Origin of the sequence: Curtobacterium sp. MCBD17_040, from assembly GCF_003234805.2 — a bacterium.
Classification (GTDB): Bacteria; Actinomycetota; Actinomycetes; order Actinomycetales; family Microbacteriaceae; genus Curtobacterium.
In genome coordinates, this window is sequence record NZ_CP126273.1 from 2,227,407 (window position 1) to 2,247,020 (window position 19,614).

The 19,614-nt window shown below is 70.9% G+C and carries 19 protein-coding genes; 8 read left to right on the plus strand and 11 right to left on the minus strand.

The window, feature by feature from the left end:
* The first annotated feature begins 56 nt into the window (after positions 1-56).
* The 3 genes from DEI94_RS10415 to DEI94_RS10425 all read left to right on the plus strand — a co-directional run bounded on the left by DEI94_RS10415 (position 57) and on the right by DEI94_RS10425 (position 3,622).
* The gene (locus tag DEI94_RS10415; protein WP_111009518.1) at positions 57-893 is read left to right on the plus strand and encodes a purine-nucleoside phosphorylase; all 837 of its coding nucleotides are present in this window, start codon (positions 57-59) and stop codon (positions 891-893) included.
* On the plus strand, positions 890-2,635 hold the full coding sequence (locus DEI94_RS10420) for a phospho-sugar mutase (RefSeq protein ID WP_375334760.1): 1,746 nt from the start codon (positions 890-892) through the stop codon (positions 2,633-2,635). Before DEI94_RS10415 ends, DEI94_RS10420 begins: the two co-directional genes overlap by 4 nt.
* Positions 2,636-2,704: 69 nt before the next feature.
* Positions 2,705-3,622 (plus strand): hypothetical protein, encoded by a 918-nt coding sequence (locus DEI94_RS10425; RefSeq protein ID WP_111009517.1) that lies wholly within the window; start codon positions 2,705-2,707, stop codon positions 3,620-3,622.
* A gap of 109 nt (positions 3,623-3,731) precedes the next feature.
* Here the strand turns inward: DEI94_RS10425 and DEI94_RS10430 are convergent, their stop codons facing one another.
* From DEI94_RS10430 to DEI94_RS10475, 10 genes are all read right to left on the minus strand, one after another.
* Positions 3,732-4,004 carry a PTS sugar transporter subunit IIB gene (locus tag DEI94_RS10430; protein ID WP_111009516.1) on the minus strand — a complete coding sequence of 91 codons (273 nt, stop codon included), beginning with the start codon at positions 4,002-4,004 and terminating at the stop codon, positions 3,732-3,734.
* Positions 4,001-4,453: a PTS sugar transporter subunit IIA gene (locus DEI94_RS10435; protein ID WP_111009515.1), complete on the minus strand. Its 453-nt coding sequence runs from the start codon at positions 4,451-4,453 to the stop codon at positions 4,001-4,003. Before DEI94_RS10435 ends, DEI94_RS10430 begins: the two co-directional genes overlap by 4 nt.
* Positions 4,450-5,565, minus strand: coding sequence for an adenosine deaminase (locus tag DEI94_RS10440; protein ID WP_111009514.1), 1,116 nt, complete (start codon positions 5,563-5,565; stop codon positions 4,450-4,452). The genes DEI94_RS10435 and DEI94_RS10440 overlap by 4 nt, the downstream gene beginning before the upstream one ends.
* Positions 5,566-5,575: 10 nt before the next feature.
* Complete coding sequence (locus DEI94_RS10445; RefSeq protein WP_111026202.1) at positions 5,576-6,868, minus strand: thymidine phosphorylase; 1,293 nt, start codon at positions 6,866-6,868, stop codon at positions 5,576-5,578.
* A complete protein-coding gene (locus DEI94_RS10450) occupies positions 6,865-7,335 on the minus strand; it encodes a cytidine deaminase (RefSeq protein ID WP_111026203.1) in 471 nt (156 codons plus the stop codon). Before DEI94_RS10450 ends, DEI94_RS10445 begins: the two co-directional genes overlap by 4 nt.
* A gap of 66 nt (positions 7,336-7,401) precedes the next feature.
* Positions 7,402-8,691 carry an ABC transporter permease gene (locus tag DEI94_RS10455; protein WP_111026204.1) on the minus strand — a complete coding sequence of 430 codons (1,290 nt, stop codon included), beginning with the start codon at positions 8,689-8,691 and terminating at the stop codon, positions 7,402-7,404.
* Positions 8,688-10,007 carry an ABC transporter permease gene (locus DEI94_RS10460; RefSeq protein ID WP_111026205.1) on the minus strand — a complete coding sequence of 440 codons (1,320 nt, stop codon included), beginning with the start codon at positions 10,005-10,007 and terminating at the stop codon, positions 8,688-8,690. The genes DEI94_RS10455 and DEI94_RS10460 overlap by 4 nt, the downstream gene beginning before the upstream one ends.
* Positions 10,004-11,524, minus strand: coding sequence for an ABC transporter ATP-binding protein (locus DEI94_RS10465; protein ID WP_111026206.1), 1,521 nt, complete (start codon positions 11,522-11,524; stop codon positions 10,004-10,006). Before DEI94_RS10465 ends, DEI94_RS10460 begins: the two co-directional genes overlap by 4 nt.
* Positions 11,525-11,663: 139 nt before the next feature.
* Positions 11,664-12,737: a BMP family lipoprotein gene (locus tag DEI94_RS10470; RefSeq protein WP_111026207.1), complete on the minus strand. Its 1,074-nt coding sequence runs from the start codon at positions 12,735-12,737 to the stop codon at positions 11,664-11,666.
* Positions 12,738-12,940: 203 nt separating this feature from the next.
* Positions 12,941-14,053, minus strand: coding sequence for a mannose-1-phosphate guanylyltransferase (locus DEI94_RS10475; protein ID WP_111009507.1), 1,113 nt, complete (start codon positions 14,051-14,053; stop codon positions 12,941-12,943).
* A 227-nt stretch (positions 14,054-14,280) separates the two neighbouring features.
* On the opposite strand from DEI94_RS10475, the gene sdhC reads away from it, so the two are divergent.
* Genes sdhC through DEI94_RS10500 form a run of 5 tightly spaced genes read left to right on the plus strand, consistent with a single transcriptional unit; the run spans position 14,281 to position 18,518 of the window.
* On the plus strand, positions 14,281-14,754 hold the full coding sequence (gene sdhC / locus DEI94_RS10480; RefSeq protein ID WP_111009506.1) for a succinate dehydrogenase, cytochrome b556 subunit: 474 nt from the start codon (positions 14,281-14,283) through the stop codon (positions 14,752-14,754).
* 14 nt (positions 14,755-14,768) lie between these two features.
* Positions 14,769-15,215 carry a succinate dehydrogenase, hydrophobic membrane anchor protein gene (gene sdhD / locus DEI94_RS10485; RefSeq protein WP_111009505.1) on the plus strand — a complete coding sequence of 149 codons (447 nt, stop codon included), beginning with the start codon at positions 14,769-14,771 and terminating at the stop codon, positions 15,213-15,215.
* 34 nt (positions 15,216-15,249) lie between these two features.
* Complete coding sequence (gene sdhA / locus DEI94_RS10490; RefSeq protein ID WP_111009504.1) at positions 15,250-17,073, plus strand: succinate dehydrogenase flavoprotein subunit; 1,824 nt, start codon at positions 15,250-15,252, stop codon at positions 17,071-17,073.
* 1 nt (position 17,074) lies between these two features.
* Positions 17,075-17,839, plus strand: a complete 765-nt coding sequence (locus DEI94_RS10495; protein WP_111026208.1) for a succinate dehydrogenase iron-sulfur subunit — start codon at positions 17,075-17,077, stop codon at positions 17,837-17,839.
* 22 nt (positions 17,840-17,861) lie between these two features.
* A complete protein-coding gene (locus DEI94_RS10500; protein WP_111009502.1) occupies positions 17,862-18,518 on the plus strand; it encodes a TNT domain-containing protein in 657 nt (218 codons plus the stop codon).
* Between the two features lie 37 nt (positions 18,519-18,555).
* On the opposite strand, the gene DEI94_RS10505 is transcribed toward DEI94_RS10500, so the two are convergent.
* Positions 18,556-19,497 carry an NADP-dependent oxidoreductase gene (locus DEI94_RS10505; protein WP_111026230.1) on the minus strand — a complete coding sequence of 314 codons (942 nt, stop codon included), beginning with the start codon at positions 19,495-19,497 and terminating at the stop codon, positions 18,556-18,558.
* Positions 19,498-19,614 lie beyond the last annotated feature (117 nt).

Below are 19,614 nucleotides of genomic sequence, written 5' to 3' on the forward strand. Positions count from 1 at the left end.
CCACACGCGGGGGCCGTCGACGAGCGCGCGGACGAGCCGCATCTAGAGTTGTCGGCATGGCCACCACGACCAGCGAGAACCCCCTGAACGACCCCGCCGTCGACCCGTTCGAGGTCGCCCGCGACGCCGCCGCCGTGATCGCGGACCGCTCGGGCATCGAGCACCACGACATCGCCCTGACCCTCGGGAGCGGCTGGGCGAAGGCCGCGGACCTCCTCGGCGAGACCGTGTCCGAGGTCCCCGCCACCGAGGTCCCCGGGTTCAGCGCCTCCGCGGTCGTCGGACACACCGGAACGCTGCGATCCGTGCGGATGCCTGACGGGCGGCACGCGCTCGTCATCGGCGCTCGGACGCACTACTACGAAGGCCACGGCGTCCGCCGGGTCGTGCACAGCGTCCGCACCGCTGCCGCGACCGGCGCGTCGATCATGGTGCTCACGAACGGCGCGGGCGGCATCAAGGAGCACTGGAAGCCCGGCACGCCCGTCCTCATCAGCGACCACATCAACCTCACCGCGGACAGCCCGCTCGAGGGCGCGACCTTCGTCGACCTGACCGACCTGTACTCCGCACGGCTCCGCGCCGTCGCGAAGGAGATCGACCCGACGCTCGACGAGGGCGTGTACACGCAGTTCCGCGGGCCGCAGTACGAGACCTGGGCCGAGGTGCGCATGGCCCGGACGATCGGCGGTGACATCGTCGGCATGTCCACCGCGCTCGAGGCCATCGCCGCGCGGCAGGCCGGCATGGAGGTGCTCGGCTTCTCGCTCATCACGAACCTGGCTGCCGGGATCCAGAAGGAACCCCTCTCGCACGCCGAGGTCCTGCAAGCCGGCAAGGACGCCGAGCCCGTGATCGCCGACCTGCTCGCCCGGGTCGTGGCGGCACTGTGAGCGGCACGGTGTCCGGCGCGCACGACCCGGACGACGAGTCGACCCGCGCAGCCCTGCTCGATGCCGCGACGCGCTGGCTCGACCAGGACCCCGACGACGAGACCCGCGCCGAACTCGACGCGCTGCTCCGTGCTGCCCGCGACGACGACGACTGGGCGCCGCTCGCGGACCGTTTCGGGTCGCGCCTCGCGTTCGGCACGGCCGGCCTCCGGGGCGAGCTCGGCGCCGGACCGACCCGGATGAACCGCGTGCTCGTCACCCAGGCCGCGGCGGGACTCGGACGCTTCCTCATCGACTCCGGGCGCGTCCGCAGTGTCGTCATCGGCTACGACGGCCGCGTCAACTCCGACGTGTTCGCCCGCGACTCCGCCGAGGTCCTGGCGGGGCTCGGCATCGAGGTCACGCTGCTGTCCGAGGCCCTGCCGACGCCCGTGCTCGCGTTCGCCGTCCGACACCTCGACGTCGGCGCCGGGGTGATGGTGACCGCGAGCCACAACCCGCCGCGGGACAACGGCTACAAGGTGTACCTCGGCCAGGGCGACCACGGCTCCCAGATCGTCCCACCCGTCGACGCCGAGATCGCCCAGGCCATCGACGCCGTCGCCGCGGGCGACATCCGTGACCTCGCCCGCAGCGATGCCTACGCGATCCAGGGCACCGAGGTCGTCGACGCGTACGTCGCCGCCACCGCCGGTCTCGTCGACGCACCCGCCCTGCCGCCGCAGGAGCAGCCGCGCGTCGTCTACACGGCCATGCACGGCGTCGGCTGGGCCACCGCCCGCCAGGTGTTCGCGGCTGCCGGGTTCGCCGAGCCCGACGTCGTCCCCGAGCAGATCGAGCCCGACGGGGCATTCCCCACCGTGGCCTTCCCGAACCCGGAGGAGCCGGGGGCCATGGACCTGGCGCTGGCGCGCGGTGTCGAGCTCGACGCCGATCTCGTCGTCGCCAACGACCCGGACGCCGACCGCCTGGCGCTCGCGATCCCCGTTCCCGCCGACGACGGCTCCCGGTCCTTCCGGCGGCTCTCGGGCAACGAGGTCGGATGGCTGCTCGGCTGGCGTGCGGCGGAGCAGGCTGCTCAGGGTCGAGCTGGGCGGGCGACGGGTGACGCCGTGGACGAGGGCACCAGGCCGACCCTCGCCGCCAGCATCGTGAGCTCCCCCGCACTCCGGCACGTGGCGGAGCGGTACGGCCTGGACTACCGCGACACCCTGACCGGCTTCAAGTGGGTCTCCAGGGTCCCGGGCCTCGTCTTCGGGTACGAGGAAGCCCTCGGGTACCTCGTCGACCCGCAGGTCATCCGCGACAAGGACGGCATCTCGGCGGCGGTCGTGCTCCTGGGTCTGGCCACCGAACTCGCCGCTCACGGCCGTACCATCGCCGACCGGTTGCAGGAGTTCGCCGACACGTTCGGTGCCGCTGGCTCGGGGCAGGTGTCCGTCCGTGTCGACGACCTCGACCGCATCGGACAGGTGATGTCCGCGCTCCGGGAGACACCGCCGGCCGATCTCGACGGCATCGGTGTCCTCGAGGTCACGGACTTCCGCGACGGCGTGGAGGGTTTCCCGCCGTCCGACATCCTGCGCTGGGACCTCGACGGCGGCGCACGGGTGATCGTGCGGCCGAGCGGTACGGAGCCGAAGGTGAAGGTCTACATCGACACGGTGTCCTCCGAGGGCCCGGACGCCGCGGCGGTCCTCGTGCAGCGGATCGCGGACGCGGTGCGCCCCCTCGTCTCCTAGTCCCCCGGACTCTCCACAACCGACGGTCCGAGGGACGGTGCTGCACCGTGCTTCCTGCACCATGGCCGCATGCACGAGCTGTCCGTCATCGCGACCCCGTCCGACCCCGAGCTCGGCCGACAACTGCGACGAGCGACGGAGCGAGGTGCGCTGACACGCCTCGCTCCCGGTCGCTTCGTCCGGACCGACCACTGGGATGCCGCGAGCGCCGACGTGCGACACCGTGCTCGGATCCGCGCCGTCTTGCCGACCACGGCGCCGGGGAATGTGGTGTCTCACTCCTCAGCGGTCGCCGTGCACGGTCTCCCCTGGCTCGGTGCGTTCCCGTCGATCGTCACGGTCACCGATCCGAAGCGCGTCAACGGTCAACGGCGGAGCACGATCCGGAAGCTCGGCGGAGCGACGCGGTTCATCACGGTGACCCGCTGGCGTCGGTCCCTCGTCACGACCCCGGCTGCCACGGGCGTCGACATCGCACTCGCCGAGGATCGACGGCACGCCATCGTCGTCCTCGATGCGCTGCTGCGGTCGGGAGTCCGGCGGCCAGAACTCACGCGAGAACTCCGCATGCGTCCGGCGTCACGCGCCCGTCGCCGTGCTGCAGACCTGATCGCCCTCGCGAGCGGGGACAGCGGGTCCCCGGGCGAGAGCGTCACGCGCCTGCTCATGCACGATCTCGGTGCGCCGATGCCGGTCCTGCAAGCACCCTTCCACGACGCCGACGGTCTCATCGGACGTGTCGACTTCTGGTTCCCGACCAGTGGCGTCATCGTCGAGTTCGACGGCGCGGTGAAGTACCGGTCGCGAGCGATGCGGCACGGTCGCTCCAGCGAGCGCGTCGTGATGGACGAGAAGCGGCGCGAGGACCGGCTCCGGAGCGTTCCGGGCGTCCGGACGGTGCTCCGTCTCGTGTGGGCCGACATCCAACCCGGCGGCACAGCACCGGAGCAACTCGCTCGGGTCGGTCTCCTCGCGCACGTGGCATGAGCTGACTGAGGTCGAACCGGGCCGCAGCGGGTTGAGCCGCGCGATGGCCCGCTCGTTGTCCACTCGGCGGTTCACAGCGGCGCAACGAACGGGAGCGACCCGGCCGCGGTCAGCCGAGCGCTCGCTCGACCGCGGCCGAGATCTCCTGCTGGTCGAAGTGGTTCCGGATGACGATGACCTCGGCGTAGGTCCGTCCGATGGCCTCCACGAACTCCTCGCTCGTCAGGATGACCTGCGCGTCAGCCGCGACGTCCCGCACCGAGGCGACGTCGGCCGCGACGACGTCGGCGTCGAGCCCGAGGTCGGCGAGCGCCCGCTCCGCGTTGACCTTGAGGATCCCGCTCGAACCGATACCCGCACCGCAGATCGTCACGATCTTCATGCCGTCACCCCCATGATCTGCCGGACCTCGTCCGGGCTCTGCGCCGCCGCCAACCGATCGGTCACGGAGGCGTCGTTGAACAGGTTCGCCAGGGCGCCGATGGAGTCGAGATGCCCTCCGACGGACGCCACGGCGAGCCCGAGCACGACCCGAACGGGGTCGTTGTGCGGATGCCCGAAGACCACCGGTGCGGCCAGGGTCACCACGGCGAGACCGTCGCGGTGCACCTCGGGACCCGGTCGGGCGTGCGCCAACGCCAGCCCGGGCGAGATCACGATGTACGGGCCGTGCTCCTCGACCATGGCGACCATCGACCGGCCGTAGGAGGGGTCCGTCGCTCCCGATGCGGCGAGCGCTCCGCCCGCGAGACCGATGGCCGCGCGCCAGTCCGCCGCCGTCTCGTGGATCACGACGGCGCTGTCAGGGAGCGGCGGGAGCGTGGCGGTCATGCCTCGGCGTGACCCGTGGTGATCGTCGCGATGATCTCCTCGCGGTCCTCGAGGGGCAGGAACGCTCCGAGCGCGGCGTTGATCTGGAACGCCGCGAGGTCGTCGAGGTCGTACCCGAACGTCGCGGCGAGGAGCGCGAGCTCCTTCGACAACGACGTGTCGCTCATGAGCCGGTTGTCGGTGTTGACCGTGACCCGGAACCCGAGCTGGTACAGCGTGTCGAACGGGTGGTCCGCCAGGTCGTCGCCCCAGGCCGCGATCGCCCCGGTCTGCAGGTTCGACGACGGCGACACCTCGAGCGGGATCTCACGGTCCCGCACCCACGACGCGATCTCGCCCAGGGCCGCGAGGGCCGAGCCGTCCGTGTCGGCGTCGGTGATCTCGACGTCCTCGAACACGCGGACGCCGTGCCCGAGCCGCAGCGCACGACCGTCGAGCAGCGCCGATCGGATGGAGTCGAGCCCCGCCGCCTCGCCGGCGTGCACGGTGACGGGCATGAACTGCGCCGCCAGGTAGTCGAACGCCGCACGGTGCCGCGATGCGGGGAAGCCGTCCTCGGCGCCCGCGATGTCGAAGCCGACGACCCCGTGGTCACGGTGCCGCACAGCGAGTTCCGCGATCTCGAGCCCGCGGTCGGCGTGGCGCATCGCGGTCACGAGCTGGCCGACGCGGATCCGCCCGCCAGCGGCGTCCACGGCTTCCTCGATGCCCTGCTGCACCGCCTCGACGGTCTGGTCGAGCGTCAGGCCGCCCTGGAGGTGCTGCTCGGGCGCCCAGCGCACCTCGCCGTACACGACACCGTCGGCCACGAGGTCCTCGACGAAGTCCCGCGCGACACGCGTCAGTCCCTCGCGGCTCTGCATGACGGCGGTCGTGACGTCGAACGTCTTGAGGTACTCGACGAGCGACCCGGAGTTCGACTGGTCCGCGAACCAGCGCCCGAGGTCGTCCGGGTCGGTCGTCGGCAGGGACACCCCGGCCGCGTCGGCGAGCTCGACGATGGTCGTCGGGCGGAGGCCGCCGTCGAGGTGATCGTGCAGGGACACCTTGGGCAGGTCGTTGATCACCGCCCCGCCGTCCGGGAGCCGGTAGGTCTGGTCGGGGGCGCTCATGCCCCCAAGGCTACCGGCCGATGCGCTCCCGCACGATCGAACCGCGCTCCGGCGCGGTGTCCCCGATCCCCCAGGCGCCCTCGAGCGCATCGAGGGCCCGGTCGAAGCGCGCGGGCTCGTCGGTGTGCAGCGTGAACAGGGGCTGCCCCGTGGTCACGGCGTCGCCCGGCTTCGCGTGCAGCTCGATCCCGGCGCCCGCCTGCACCGGGTCCTGCGCGCGCGCACGACCGGCACCGAGCCTCCAGGCCGCGATGCCGAACGGCAGCCCCTGCTGCTCGGTGAGCACGCCCGAGCGCGGCGCGGTGACGACGTGGGTCTCGCGAGCCGTCGGGAGTGGCGCTGACGGTTCGCCGCCCTGCGCGGCGATCATCCGACGCCAGGTGTCCATCGCTCGTCCGTCTGCGAGCGCGGCGGCCGGGTCGGCGTCGGGCAGGCCTGCGAGCTGCAGCATCTCGGTCGCGAGCGCGAGCGTCAGCTCGACGAGGTCGGCCGGACCGCCGCCGGCGAGGACCTCGACGGACTCACGGACCTCGAGCGCGTTGCCGATGGTCCGGCCGAGGGGGACGTCCATGTCCGTGAGCAGCGCCGTGGTGGCGACGCCGGCGTCCTGCCCGAGTTCGACCATCGTGCGGGCGAGGGCCCGGGACTGCTCGATGTCCTGCAGGAACGCGCCGGACCCGAACTTGACGTCGAGGACGAGCGCGCCCGTCCCCTCGGCGATCTTCTTGCTCATGATGCTCGACGCGATGAGCGGGATGCACTCGACCGTGCCGGTGACGTCGCGGAGCGCGTACAGCTTCTTGTCCGCCGGCGCGAGTCCGGACCCGGCCGCACACACGACCGCGCCGACGTCGGCGAGGACCTCACGCATCCGGGCGTTCGACAGCGAGGCCTGCCAGCCGGGGATCGACTCGAGCTTGTCGAGGGTGCCACCGGTGTGCCCGAGTCCACGGCCGGACAGCTGCGGCACGGCGACGCCGAACGACGCGACGAGCGGGGCGAGCGGCAGGGTGGTCTTGTCGCCGACGCCACCGGTCGAGTGCTTGTCCACCGTGACCTTGCCGAGTCCGTCGAACGACATGCGTTCGCCGGACGCGATCATCGCCAGGGTGAGGTCGCGCACCTCGCGCCGGTCCATGCCGTTGAGGAAGATCGCCATCGCGAGCGCCGCCATCTGCTCGTCGGCGACGTACCCGCGGGTGTAGGCGTCGACGAGCCAGTCGATCTCGGCGGTCGACAGCGTGCCGCGGCCCCGCTTCGTGCGGATGAGGTCGACGGTGTCGAACGGCTCCACGGCGGTCACTGGTGCTCCGCCCGGTAGGTCGCGAGGGTCCGCGGCCCGAACGCGTCCGGCAGGACCTCGTCCATCGTGCGGACGCCCGACACGGTCTCGAGCAGCATGCCCTCGGCGGAGTGCTCGAAGAGCAGCTGCCGGCAGCGCCCGCAGGGCATGAGCACGGAGCCGCTGCCGTCGACGCAGGTGAACGCGACGAGCCGGCCACCGCCCGTCATGTGGAGCTGGGACACGAGCGAGCACTCGGCGCAGAGCGTCACACCGTACGAGGCGTTCTCGACGTTGCAGCCGGCGACGACGCGGCCGTCCTCGGTGATCGCGGCGGCCCCGACGGGGAACGACGAGTAGGGCACGTACGCGTGGCCCATCGCCTCGGTCGCGGCCGCCCGCAGGGCGTCCCAGTCCACGTCGGCCGGGAGGGACGGGGCCGCCTCCGCCGCGTGCGCGGACTGGGTGGCGGGGTCGGTTGCGGACATGGGGTGTGCCTCCCGGCGGAGCAGGTCGCGGCCGATCGCTCCTCCTGGGGGGGCGGCCGCGGTGGATCAGGACTTGATGTACGGCTTGCCGGACGCGGCTGGACCGCGGGACTGCCCGACGAGTCCGGCGACGGCGAAGATCGTCACGACGTACGGCAGCATGAGCAGGAACTGCGTCGGCACCGGCGAGTGGATCGCCGCGAGCAGGTTCTGCAGATTCGATGCGAACCCGAAGAGCAGCGCGGCGAGCGTCGCCTTGATCGGGTCCCACCGACCGAAGATGACGGCGGCGAGGGCGATGTACCCGGCGCCGGCCGTCATGTCCTTCGCGAACGGGCCCGCGTTCCCGAGGGTGAAGTACGCACCGCCGAGACCGGCGATCGCGCCCGCGAGCGAGACGTTCCAGAACCGGGTGCTGGTGACGTTGATGCCCACGGTGTCGGCCGCCTGCGGGTGCTCGCCGACGGCCCGGAGCCGGAGGCCCCAGCGGGTGGTGAACAGGCCGATCGTGACCGCGGCGACCGCGATGTACATGAGGTACACGATCACCGACTGGTGGAAGAACACCGGGCCGATGATCGGGATCGCGGAGAGTCCGGGGATCTCGATCGCCGGGAACCGCACGCCGACGTTGAGCGCCGTGTCGGTCGCGAGGACCTTGGAGTAGAGGAACCCGGTGAGGCCCGAGACGAACGCGTTGATGACGACGCCGACGATCACCTGGTCGACGAGGTACTTGATGCTGAACGCCGCGAGGATGAACGACACGAGCACCCCGGCGATCACCGCGGCGACGAGTCCGACCCACGCCGAACCGGTGATGCTCGCGACGACGGCGGACGCGAACGCACCGGCGAGGAACTGCCCCTCGATCGCGATGTTCACGACACCGACGCGCTCGGAGATGACACCGCCGAGCGAGCCGAAGATGAGCGGGGCGGACAGGCCGAGCGCGCCGACGAGCAGACCCGGGACGGGGATCGTCGAACCGGGCGAGGCCCACGTGAGGAACGCGATGACGAAGGCGATCGCGAACAGCACGGTCACCCAGGTCTGCACCTTCCGCGACCGTGCTGCCCGCCACGTGGCGTAGGCGGTCCCGATGGCGAGGAGGACGATGACGACGATGCCGGTCCCGGTCGCGGGGAGCGGCACGGCGGGCAGCTGCACGAGGTCGTGCGCCGACGCGAGCTCGAACGTGGACGTGCCGGGCTTGTGGAACACGCCGAACAGCACGAGTGCGAACAGCGTGAACACGCCGTACCCGATCGGTGCCTTCCAGCTCCGGATGGCCGTCACCGGACGGTCCGCGGCGGACGCGGCCGGCGCGGTGGCGTTGGGGGCGAGGACGCTCACGCGGCGACCGCCTTCCGCTTGGTGCGGCGAGCACCCGGCTGCGGGATCCGGAAGATCGCGCGGACGAGCGGCGGGGCCGCGATGAACAGGACGATGAGCGCCTGGATGACGCTGACGATGTCGATGGGGATGTTCTGGCTGGCCTGCACGTAGCTGCCGCCGGCCTTGAGCGCACCGAACAGCAGACCGGCCCAGAAGACGCCCCACGGCTTCGAGCGACCGAGCAGCGCGACCGTGATGGCGTCGAACCCGATGCCCGCGTCGATGCCCTGGTCGTACCCGCTGGTGACCGCGGCCTGCACCTGGTAGGCCCCGGCGATGCCAACGAGGGCCCCGGAGATCACCATGGCCCAGATCGTGATGCTGCCGACGTCCATGCCGGCGACGCGCGCCGCACGGGGGTTCTCGCCCACGGTGCGGAAGCGGAACCCCAGCGTCGACCGGTTCATGAGCCACCACGTGAACACGACGGCCGCGATGGCGATGAGGATCCCGATGTCGACGCCGGTCCCCTGGCCACCGATGAGCGTCGGGAGGACCGCGGACGGCAGCGTCGGCGACGACTGCGGGTTCGCGCTCCCGGGCGCCTGGAGCAGCCCCTTCGTGCCGAGGCCGTACTCGAGCAGGTACAGCGCCACGTAGTTGAGCATGATCGTGACGATCACTTCGTGCGCGCCCGTGCGGGACTTCAGCACGCCCACGATCCCGCCCCAGATCGCACCGCCGACGATGCCCGCGACGACCGTCAGCGGGATGTGCACGATCGCCGGCATGTGGAACGAGTACCCGAACCAGGCGGCGGAGGCGGCGCCGACGAGGATCTGCCCCTGGCCGCCGATGTTGAACAGTCCGGAGCGGAACGACACCGCGACCCCGAGGCCCGCGACGATGAGCGGCGTGGCGAAGTCGATCGTCGTCCAGAGCGACGCGATGCCCGACGAGAAGGTCGACTGGCCCGGGTCGTACACCGCGCCGTCGAACATGCTGAGGAACGCGCCGCCCACGCTGTGCCCGATCGCCACGAAGGTGTCGGAGGGACGGGCGAAGAAGTAGCCCATCGCCGTCGTGACCGTCTTGTCCGTGATCGCGATGAGGATGCCGCTGGCGACGAGCGCCAGGACCACGGCCAACACCGTGACGAGGACCGAGCCGCCCAGGATCCCGCGCAGCGCCGCCGACCAGCGGTCCCCGCCGCCGCCGCCGCCGTCGGCGGTCTCGGTGGTCAGCGACGTGCCCGCCTCGAGGTCCTGCAGTCGGTCGTCGGTCTGGAGGTCCGGTTCGGCCGCCGTCGTCGGCGTCCGGGAGTCGTCGGTCATGCGGCGAGTTCCGTCCCGGCGGGGAGTTCCCCCGCCATCATGAGGCCGAGCACGTCACGCGGGGTGTCCGCCGGGACGATGCCGATGATGGTGCCGCGGTACATCACGGCGATGCGGTCGGCGAGCGCGACGACCTCGTCGAGCTCGGTCGAGACGACGATGACGGGGACGCCCTGGTCGCGCGCGGCGACGATGCGCTTGTGCACGAACTCGATCGACCCGACGTCGATGCCGCGGGTGGGCTGCGCGGCGACGAACAACCGGAGGTCGCGGCTCAGCTCGCGCGCGATGACGACCTTCTGCTGGTTCCCGCCCGACAGGCGTCCGACGGCGGTGGTCCGGCTCGGCGTCCGGACGTCGAACTCGGCGATCTTGTCGTCGGCGAAACGGTCGCGCTCGGCGGACCGGATCGTGCCCGCGCTGGCGAACTCGGACGAGGACGTGCGGTCGAGGATGAGGTTGTCGGCGATCGAGAACTCGGCGACGAGGCCGTCCTCTTGTCGGTCCTCGGGGACGAAGCCCACCCCGGCGTCGAGCACCTTCTTGACGCTCGCGTCGGTGATGTCCCGGCCGTCCAGGGTGATGGTGCCCGCGTGCACGGTCTCGAGCCCGAGGATGGCCTCGGTCAGCTCGGTCTGGCCGTTGCCCTGGACGCCCGCGATCGCCAGGATCTCGCCACGTCGGACCGAGAACGACAGGTCGTCGACGAGGACGTGGCCCGCTGCGTCGGTCACCGTGAGGTCGCGGACCACGAGGGCGTCCGCCCCGGGTGTGGCCGGGGCCTTGTCGACGACGAGCTCGACGCTGCGGCCGACCATGAGCGCGGCGAGCTCGGCGTTCGACGCGGTGGGCGAGGCCTCGCCGACGACGCGACCGAGCCGCACGACCGTGATGCGGTCGGCGACCTCGCGGACCTCGCGGAGCTTGTGGGTGATGAACACGATCGCCGTGCCGGCCTCGCGCAGCTGCCGCATGATCGACATGAGCTCGTCGGTCTCCTGCGGGGTGAGGACCGCGGTCGGCTCGTCGAACACGAGCACCGAGGCGTCGCGCGACAGGGCCTTGATGATCTCGACCCGCTGCTGGACGCCGACCGGCAGGTCCTCGACCTTGGCGTCGGGGTCGACGTCGAACCCGAAGTGCTCGGAGATCTCGCGGACGCGCTTGCGGGCGCCCGCGAGGTCGAGACGGCCGCCGAAGGTCGTGGGCTCGTGTCCGAGCATGACGTTCTCGGCGACGGTGAACACCGGCACGAGCATGAAGTGCTGGTGGACCATCCCGATGCCGGCGCGCATCGCGTCGCCCGGGCCGTCGAAGTGCTGCACCGTGTCGTCGAGGAGGATCTCGCCCTCGTCCGCCTGGTACAGGCCGTAGAGGACGTTCATGAGCGTGGACTTGCCCGCGCCGTTCTCACCGAGCAAGCAGTGGATCTCGCCCGGCTCGACGGTGAGCGAGATGTGGTCGTTCGCGACGAGGGCGCCGAAGCGCTTGGTGATGCCGCGGAGCTCGAGCTTCATGGGCCGGATTCTATTTCTCTCGGGAGTCGCGCAGGGGTGGGCGCGGGTCCGCTGGTGGAGGGCGGCGCCGCCGCGGTGGTCCCGTGGTGGGCGCACGAACGCGGGCGGACGGCCGGAGCCGTCCGCCCGCGACGGGGTGTTACTTGACGTTCGACTGGGTCGCGACCTTGATCTTGCCGCTGATGATCCCGGCCTTGATCGTCTTCAGCTCGCCGGCGAGCGAGGAGTCGACCTTGGACGAGTAGTCGTGGAACGGGGCGAGCCCGACGCCGTCGTTCTTCAGCGTGCCGACGTACGGGGCGTTCGAGTACTTGCCCTTGCCCGCGGTCTCGACGACCGAGGTCGTGGCCTGTCGGATGCCCTTGAGGACGCTCGTCAGGGCGATGCTCTTGTAGCGCGGGTCCGCGGTGTAGAGGTCGCTGTCGGCGCCGATGAGGACGCTGCCGTTCTTGGCGTCGTTGATCGCCTCGGCCGCGGACTGGTAGATCGGGCCACCGACGGGGAAGATCACGTCGGCGTTCTGGTCGAGGAGCGACTGTGCCACCGACTTGGCCTGCGTGCCGGCCGAGAAGCCACCCGTGAACGAACCCTGCTGCGTCTTCTCGTTCCAGCCGACGACCTTGACGTCCTTGCCGTGCTGCTGGTTGTAGTACTGGACGCCGTCGTAGAAGCCGTCCATGTAGATGGTCACGGTCGGGAGCTTCTGGCCGCCGAAGGTGCCGACCACGCCGGTCTTCGAGTAGCTGGCCGCCGCGTACCCGCCGAGGAACGCCGCCTGCGAGGTGTCGAACGTGACCGGCTTGATGTTCTTCGACTGCAGGGTGTCGTCGATGATCGCGAAGTTCGTCTTGGCGTTCGACGCGGCGTTCGACTTCGTCGCGGCCTCGAGGTTGAAGCCGACCGTCACGATCAGGCTGCACTTCTGGCTGAGGAGGGTGCGGATGTTGGGGTTGTAGTCGTTCGAGTCCGTCGACTGCACCGTCTTCGGGGTGACGCCGAGCGACTTTGCCGCGTCCTGCAGGCCGTCGTAGCCGAGCTGGTTGAACGAGTGGTCGTCGAAGCCGCCGTTGTCCGAGACCATGCACGGCAGGAAGTCCGACTTCGAGCCCGACGCACTGGACGACGACGGGGCGGCCGAACAGCCGGCGAGCATCGTCACGGTGCCCAGCAGGGCCAGGCCGCCGAGCGCGAGCTTACGGGTGCTGAATGTCACGGGGTGTCCTCCACAGGGGTGCAGCCCGGCTCTGCGCACCGGGCGATCGGAAGGACAGTACACGACGGTCCGGCCGGTGCAGGACCGCTCCGGCCGGGGGCTGGGCACCGTTGCCCGATCGCGACGAACCTGTAACGCGCTCGTAACGCTGGTACCCCGGACGCGGGCACCGGGGTACCAGCGCGGACTCCGACGCGGCGTGGCTACAGCACGTCGTCGCGACCGCTGATCTTGAGCGCGTCGACGACGCCCTTGACCCGCTGCGCGTTGGCGCTCGTCGTGACGAGCAGCGCGTCCGGGGTGTCCACGACCACGATGTCGTCGACGCCGATGAGCGAGATGAGCCGGTCGCTGTGGCTGACCACGATGCCGCTCGACGAGTCCGCGAGGATGCGGGCGTTGTCCCCGAGGACGGCGAGGTTGTGCGGTCGGCCGCCGGACTGCAGCTTGGCGAGCGAGGCGAAGTCGCCGACGTCGTCCCAGTCGAAGTCCCCGGGCACGACCGCCATGCGCCCGGCCGCCGCGGCGGGCTCGGCGACGGTGTAGTCGATCGCGATCTTCTTGAGTCGCGGCCACACCTGGTCGACGACGGCCCCGCGCGAGGACGTGTCCCACGCGGCGGCGAGCTCCTCGATCCCGGCGAGGAGTTCCGGTTCGCTCCGCCCGATCTCCTCGAGCAGTCGGTCCGCCCGGGCGATGAACATCCCCGCGTTCCACATGTAGGAGCCGTCTGCGACGTACGCGGTCGCCGTCTCGAGGTCGGGCTTCTCGACGAACGACTGGACGGCGTGGACGTCCTTCGCCGAGTCGACGTGGATCCGCTCCCCCGCGTGGATGTAGCCGAAGCCGATCGCCGGCTCGGTCGGGGTGATGCCGATCGTCGTGATGTACCCGGCCTCGGCCGCGACCACGGCCTCCCGCACGGACCGGCGGAACCCGCGGACGTCACCGATCACGTGGTCGGCCGCGAACGAGCCGATGACGACGTCGGGCTCGCGGCGCCGCAGGATCGCGGCGGCGAGGCCGATCGCGGCGGTCGAGTCCTTCGGTTCGCTCTCGAGCACGACGTTGTGGTCGGCGAGACCGGGGAGCTGGCGTTCGACGGCGGCGCGGTGCGCACGGCCGGTGACGACCATGATGCGTTGGTCGCCGCTCAGCGGGGCGAGGCGGTCCCAGGTCGACCGGAGCAGGGACGCGCCCGTGCCGGTCAGGTCGTGGAGGAACTTCGGCGCGTCCGCCCGGGACAACGGCCAGAGTCGGGAGCCGATGCCACCGGCGGGGATGATGGCGTAGAAGCGCTCGAGGTCGTCGGTCATCCGGTCACCATATCGGCGGGGGCGGCACGAGCGGCAGGGGCACCGGCCGCCGGTCCGGGAGGCGCGGCCCCCGTCCCCGGATCGCCACGGCCCGTTCACGTGGTCACCCCCGGACGGCATGGCACGAGGAGGTCGGTGCCCGGCCGTAGGATGGTCCGTGTTCCACACGAACACGAACGGCAACGGCCGCCGATCGGCGGCCGAGCATCCCACGGGAGGGCGCGCTCATGGCCGAGCAGACCGCTGTGCACGACGAACCCGGTGGCGCGACGGCAGTCGCGGCGCCGGTCGGTCCCACGTCGGCACCGACACCGCGACCACCGCGGGCCCCGTCGGGCACGCTCTACCGCGGCGGCGCCGGCATGTGGTCGTGGGTGCTGCACCGCATCACGGGCGTCGCGATCTACTTCTTCCTGCTCGTGCACATCTTGGACACGGCCCTCGTCCGACTCTCGCCCGCCGCGTACGACGCCGTCATCGGCACGTACAAGACGCCGATCATGAACCTCGGCGAGACCGGCCTCGTGATGGCGATCGTCTTCCACGCGATCAACGGCCTGCGCATCGTCGCGGTCGACTTCTGGAGCAAGGGACCGCAGTACCAGCGGCTCATGTTCTGGATCGTGGTCGGGATCTGGGTGGTGCTGATCGCGGGCTTCCTGCCGACCCAGATCATGAACCTCGTGGCCGACCTGCACTGAGCGGAGGAGATCCGATGACCACCGAGACCGTCGAGGCCCCGCGTTCCGCCCCGGCCGCCCGCCGCACCACCAACTGGGAGAAGTGGGGCTGGATCTACATGCGCGCGTCGGGGATCGTCCTCGTCGTGCTCATCTTCGGGCACCTGTTCATCAACATGGTCGCCGGGGGTGGCGTCAAGCAGATCGACTTCGCCTTCGTCGCCGGCAAGTGGGCGAGTCCGCTCTGGCAGGTGTGGGACACGCTCATGCTGTGGCTCGCGCTCATCCACGGCTCGAACGGCATGCGCACGATCATCAACGACTACGTCGGCCGACCGGCCGTGCGGCGCACCCTGCTCGGCGCCGTGCTCGTCGCGTGCGTCGTGCTGATCGCGCTCGGCACGCTCGTCTGCTGGACCTTCGACCCGTGCCCGGCGGGCGCCGCGGCTGCCGACCTGCCGTCGTTCTGCCCCGCGCACTGAGCTCCGCCCTCCTGACCACACTCGAGAGAAGTCCGTGACCGACACCACCGCTGCACCCACGAGCTCCGTCGTCGACGGGGTCCACCACCACCAGTTCGACATCGTCATCATCGGCGCGGGAGGCGCCGGCATGCGAGCGGCGATCGAGGCCGGCCCGCAGGCGAACACGGCCGTGATCTCGAAGCTGTACCCGACGCGATCCCACACGGGCGCCGCGCAGGGCGGCATGGCGGCGGCGCTCGCCAACGTGGAAGAGGACTCCTGGGAGTGGCACACGTTCGACACGATCAAGGGCGGTGACTACCTGGTCGACCAGGACGCCGCCGAGATCCTGGCGAAGGAGGCCATCGACGCGGTCATCGACCTCGAGAACATGGGGCTGCCCTTCAACCGGACGCCCGAGGGCAAGATCGACCAGCGTCGGTTCGGCGGTCACACGCGCGACCACGGCAAGGCGCCGGTGCGCCGCGCCTGCTATGCGGCGGACCGCACGGGCCACATGATCCTGCAGACGCTGTTCCAGAACTGCGTCAAGCTGGGTGTCAACTTCTTCAACGAGTTCTACGCCCTCGACCTCGTCATGGCCGAGGTCACGGGCGACGACGGCGTCACCCGCGAGCAGCCCGTCGGCGTCGTCGCGTTCGAGCTCGCGACGGGCGAGCTCCACGTGTTCCACGCCAAGGCGTTGATCTTCGCGACCGGCGGGTTCGGCAAGATCTACAAGACGACCTCGAACGCCCACACCCTCACCGGCGACGGTGTCGGCATCGTGTGGCGTTCCGGCCTGCCGCTCGAGGACATGGAGTTCTTCCAGTTCCACCCGACGGGCCTGGCGGGCCTCGGCATCCTGCTCACGGAGGGCGCCCGCGGTGAGGGCGCGATCCTCCGCAACGCCTCCGGCGAGCGCTTCATGGAGCGCTACGCACCGACCATCAAGGACCTCGCGCCCCGCGACATCGTCGCCCGGTGCATGGTGCAAGAGGTCGCGGAGGGCCGCGGGGCCGGCCCGAACAAGGACTACGTCCTGCTCGACTGCACGCACCTGGGGGCCGAGGTCCTCGAGACCAAGCTCCCGGACATCACCGAGTTCGCGCGCACGTACCTCGGTGTCGACCCGGTGACGGAGCCCGTGCCGGTGATGCCGACCGCCCACTACGCCATGGGGGGCATCCCGACGAACACGAACGCCGAGGTCCTGCGGGACAACGACACCGTGGTGCCGGGCCTCTACGCCGCCGGCGAGTGTGCCTGCGTGTCCGTGCACGGGTCGAACCGGCTCGGCACGAACTCGTTGCTCGACATCAACGTGTTCGGCAAGCGGAGCGGCAACAACGCGGCGGCCTACGTGCAGACCGCGGAGTTCGTCCCGCTCCCCGAGGACCCGGCGGGCAACGTGCGCCGCATGCTCGAGCAGCTGCGGGCCTCCACGGGCACCGAGCGCGTGGCGAGCCTCCGCAAGGAGTTGCAGGACGAGATGGACAAGAACGCCCAGGTGTTCCGCACGGACGAGTCGCTCGCCAAGGTGACGGCGACCATCCACGAGCTCCGTGAGCGGTACCTCCAGGTCTCCGTCCAGGACAAGGGCAAGCGGTTCAACACCGACCTGCTCGAGGCCGTCGAGCTCGGGTTCCTGCTCGACCTCGCCGAGGTCGTCGTGTTCTCCGCGCGGAACCGCAAGGAGTCCCGTGGCGGCCACATGCGCGACGACTACCCGAAGCGCGACGACGAGAACTACATGCAGCACACCATGGCGTACCTGACGGGCGATCCGCACTCCTCGCTCGCCGACGACCACATCACACTCGACTGGAAGCCCGTGGTCATCACGCGGTACCAGCCGATGGAGAGGAAGTACTGAGATGACCGACACCCTGGTCAGCGACGCCCCCGCGAGCCGCACCGCACCTCCCGGCTCGTTCCCGGTGACCCTCATGGTCCGCCGGTTCGACCCGGACGTCGACACCGAGCCGCACTGGCAGGAGTTCGGCGTGATGATGCTGCCGACGGACCGGATCCTCGACGCCCTGCATCAGGTGAAGTGGGAGCAGGACGGTTCGCTGACCTTCCGCCGGTCGTGTGCACACGGTGTCTGCGGCTCGGACGCCATGCGCATCAACGGCCGGAACCGGCTCGCCTGCAAGACGCTGATCAAGGACCTCGACGTGTCGAAGCCGATCTACGTCGAGGCGATCAAGGGCCTGCCGCTCGAGAAGGACCTCGTCGTCGACATGGAGCCGTTCTTCGCCTCCTACCGCGAGGTCCAGCCGTTCCTGCAGTCGAAGTCCGCCCCGCAGAAGGGCAAGGAGCGCGTGCAGTCCGTCGCCGAGCGTGAGCGCTTCGACGACACGACGAAGTGCATCCTGTGCGCGGCGTGCACGTCCTCGTGCCCGGTGTTCTGGACCGACGGGCAGTACTTCGGTCCGGCCGCGATCGTCAACGCGCACCGGTTCATCTTCGACTCCCGCGACGACGAGGCGAAGGTCCGTCTCGACATCCTCAACGACAAGGAGGGCGTGTGGCGCTGCCGCACGACCTTCAACTGCACCGACGCCTGCCCGCGCGGCATCCAGGTCACCAAGGCGATCGCAGAGGTCAAGCAGGCACTCGTCCGAGGCCGCGCCTAGGACCGCTCGGTAGGCTCCGACCATGACCTTCGCGGACGTCCGCCCCACGCTCGATCAGCTCGGCTACACCGACCGGTACGTGGTGCTCCCCGGGGAGCACCCGCTCGACGAGCCGGTCGAGGGAGCCCTGCGGATCGTGCCGGTCGACGCCGCGTCGGCGCACGGGCAGGACTGGGCCCTCGAGGTCGTCGACTACGGCAACCCCCGCCGATTGGCCGTGGCCCGCAGCGAGGACGACGCGGTCGAGATGCTCCGGCGGTTCCTCAACCGTCCGTTCCCGCCGGCCCGCGACGTCCGGCAGTCCGAACTCGACGCCCTCCGCGATCGTGCGGGTGCCACGTACCCGCAGCTCGCGGCGCAGGCGCACGGCGCGGGCAACGCGGGCCTGACGATCCAGATCCCAGCCGGGATCCCCGTCGACCGCGTCGGCGGTCCCGACGGTTACCTGCTGCACCCCCTGGACACCCCGCTCCCCGCTCGGTCACTGCCGCCGCACGCGATGCAGCGCCCGGACGTGCACCGCTACGTGACGGACCGGCCGTTCCTCGTGAACGTCCGGCTCGTGCAGCCCTGGTTCGACCAGCCCGGCGGTGCGTTGCGGTTCGCGATCGCCGATCCCGGGGTGACGGTGCGCGACCTCGTGGTCGACGGTTCGCTCGTCCGACTCCGGGTCGTCTGACCGCGACCGCCACGCCGACCGCACCGAGGCGCCCTGCTCAGGGGACGAGTGCGAGCTTGCCGCCCGGGTGGCCTTCCTGCAGGAACCGCAGCGCCTCGACGGCGTCGGCGAGCGGCCATGTCCGGGCGACCGGCACGACGAGCTCCCCCGACGCCGCCATGTCCACGAGCTGCTGCCGCACCGAGTCCCGGAACGCGGCACTCTCGGGCTGCGCACCGCCCACGGCCCGGAAGCCGTCCTGCTGGGCACGACCGTGCGCCGCGATGGTCACGATGCGGTCGCGGTCGGCCACGATCTCGAGCGACACGTCGACCGCCTCATCGGTGCCGACACAGTCGATGGCCGCCGCGACACCCTCCGGTGCGAGCGCGCGCACCCGGTCGGCCAGGCCCTCGCCGTACGCCACGGGCTCGCCGCCGAACCGCCGTACCGTCTCGGCGTTCGCCTCCGACGCGGTGCCGATCAGGCGGATGCCCCGCTGTCGCGCCTGCTGGAGCACGCTGACCCCGACCGCTCCGGACGCACCGTGCACGAGCACCGTGTCGCCCTCGCCCGGGTGGACGACCCGCAGCACGTCGGCCGCCGTCGTCCCGGCGAGGAACAGGTTCGCCGCCGCGGCATCGTCGAGGGTGTCCGGCGCCGCGAACACGTCGTGCGCCGGGACGGTGATGTCCGTCGCGTAGCCGGCGTCGACCCGGAACGCGATGACGCGGTCGCCGGTGCTCCCACCGCCGGACGCGATCGTCGTCCCCGGTCCGATGGCGCTGATGACGCCCGCGACCTCGTACCCGATCCCCATCGGCAACTGGGAGCGGTCGGCGTTCGGACCGCCCTGGGTGTGCTTGTAGTCGGCGGGGTTGACGCCGGCCGCCCGGACGCTGATCGTCACCTCACCCGCGCGGGGCTCCGGCACGGTCGTCTCCACGAACTCGAACACCTCGACGCCGCCGAACTCCGGCGCGATCCACCGCTTGGCCATCCCGGTCCACTCCCGTCCGGTGTCGTCCGTCGGCACCGTCCGCGCCATCCAACGCCCGACGGCTGCACGGCGCCCCGGAGCCGGCCTGGAAGCGGGGCGGTCGGCGACCGCCCCGGC

What these genes read in the sequence shown, in the direction of transcription:
- sdhD (WP_111009505.1), top strand. Translation starts at nt 14,769, where the DNA reads ATGACCACCGAGACCGTCGAGGCCCCGCGTTCCGCCCCGGCCGCCCGC.
- DEI94_RS10505 (WP_111026230.1), bottom strand. Translation starts at nt 19,497, where the DNA reads ATGGCCAAGCGGTGGATCGCGCCGGAGTTCGGCGGCGTCGAGGTGTTC.
- DEI94_RS10500 (WP_111009502.1), top strand. Translation starts at nt 17,862, where the DNA reads ATGACCTTCGCGGACGTCCGCCCCACGCTCGATCAGCTCGGCTACACC.
- DEI94_RS10450 (WP_111026203.1), bottom strand. Translation starts at nt 7,335, where the DNA reads ATGTCCGCAACCGACCCCGCCACCCAGTCCGCGCACGCGGCGGAGGCG.
- DEI94_RS10435 (WP_111009515.1), bottom strand. Translation starts at nt 4,453, where the DNA reads ATGACCGCCACGCTCCCGCCGCTCCCTGACAGCGCCGTCGTGATCCAC.
- DEI94_RS10440 (WP_111009514.1), bottom strand. Translation starts at nt 5,565, where the DNA reads ATGAGCGCCCCCGACCAGACCTACCGGCTCCCGGACGGCGGGGCGGTG.
- DEI94_RS10425 (WP_111009517.1), top strand. Translation starts at nt 2,705, where the DNA reads ATGCACGAGCTGTCCGTCATCGCGACCCCGTCCGACCCCGAGCTCGGC.
- DEI94_RS10475 (WP_111009507.1), bottom strand. Translation starts at nt 14,053, where the DNA reads ATGACCGACGACCTCGAGCGCTTCTACGCCATCATCCCCGCCGGTGGC.
- DEI94_RS10415 (WP_111009518.1), top strand. Translation starts at nt 57, where the DNA reads ATGGCCACCACGACCAGCGAGAACCCCCTGAACGACCCCGCCGTCGAC.
- DEI94_RS10465 (WP_111026206.1), bottom strand. Translation starts at nt 11,524, where the DNA reads ATGAAGCTCGAGCTCCGCGGCATCACCAAGCGCTTCGGCGCCCTCGTC.
- DEI94_RS10460 (WP_111026205.1), bottom strand. Translation starts at nt 10,007, where the DNA reads ATGACCGACGACTCCCGGACGCCGACGACGGCGGCCGAACCGGACCTC.
- DEI94_RS10430 (WP_111009516.1), bottom strand. Translation starts at nt 4,004, where the DNA reads ATGAAGATCGTGACGATCTGCGGTGCGGGTATCGGTTCGAGCGGGATC.
- DEI94_RS10495 (WP_111026208.1), top strand. Translation starts at nt 17,075, where the DNA reads ATGACCGACACCCTGGTCAGCGACGCCCCCGCGAGCCGCACCGCACCT.
- sdhC (WP_111009506.1), top strand. Translation starts at nt 14,281, where the DNA reads ATGGCCGAGCAGACCGCTGTGCACGACGAACCCGGTGGCGCGACGGCA.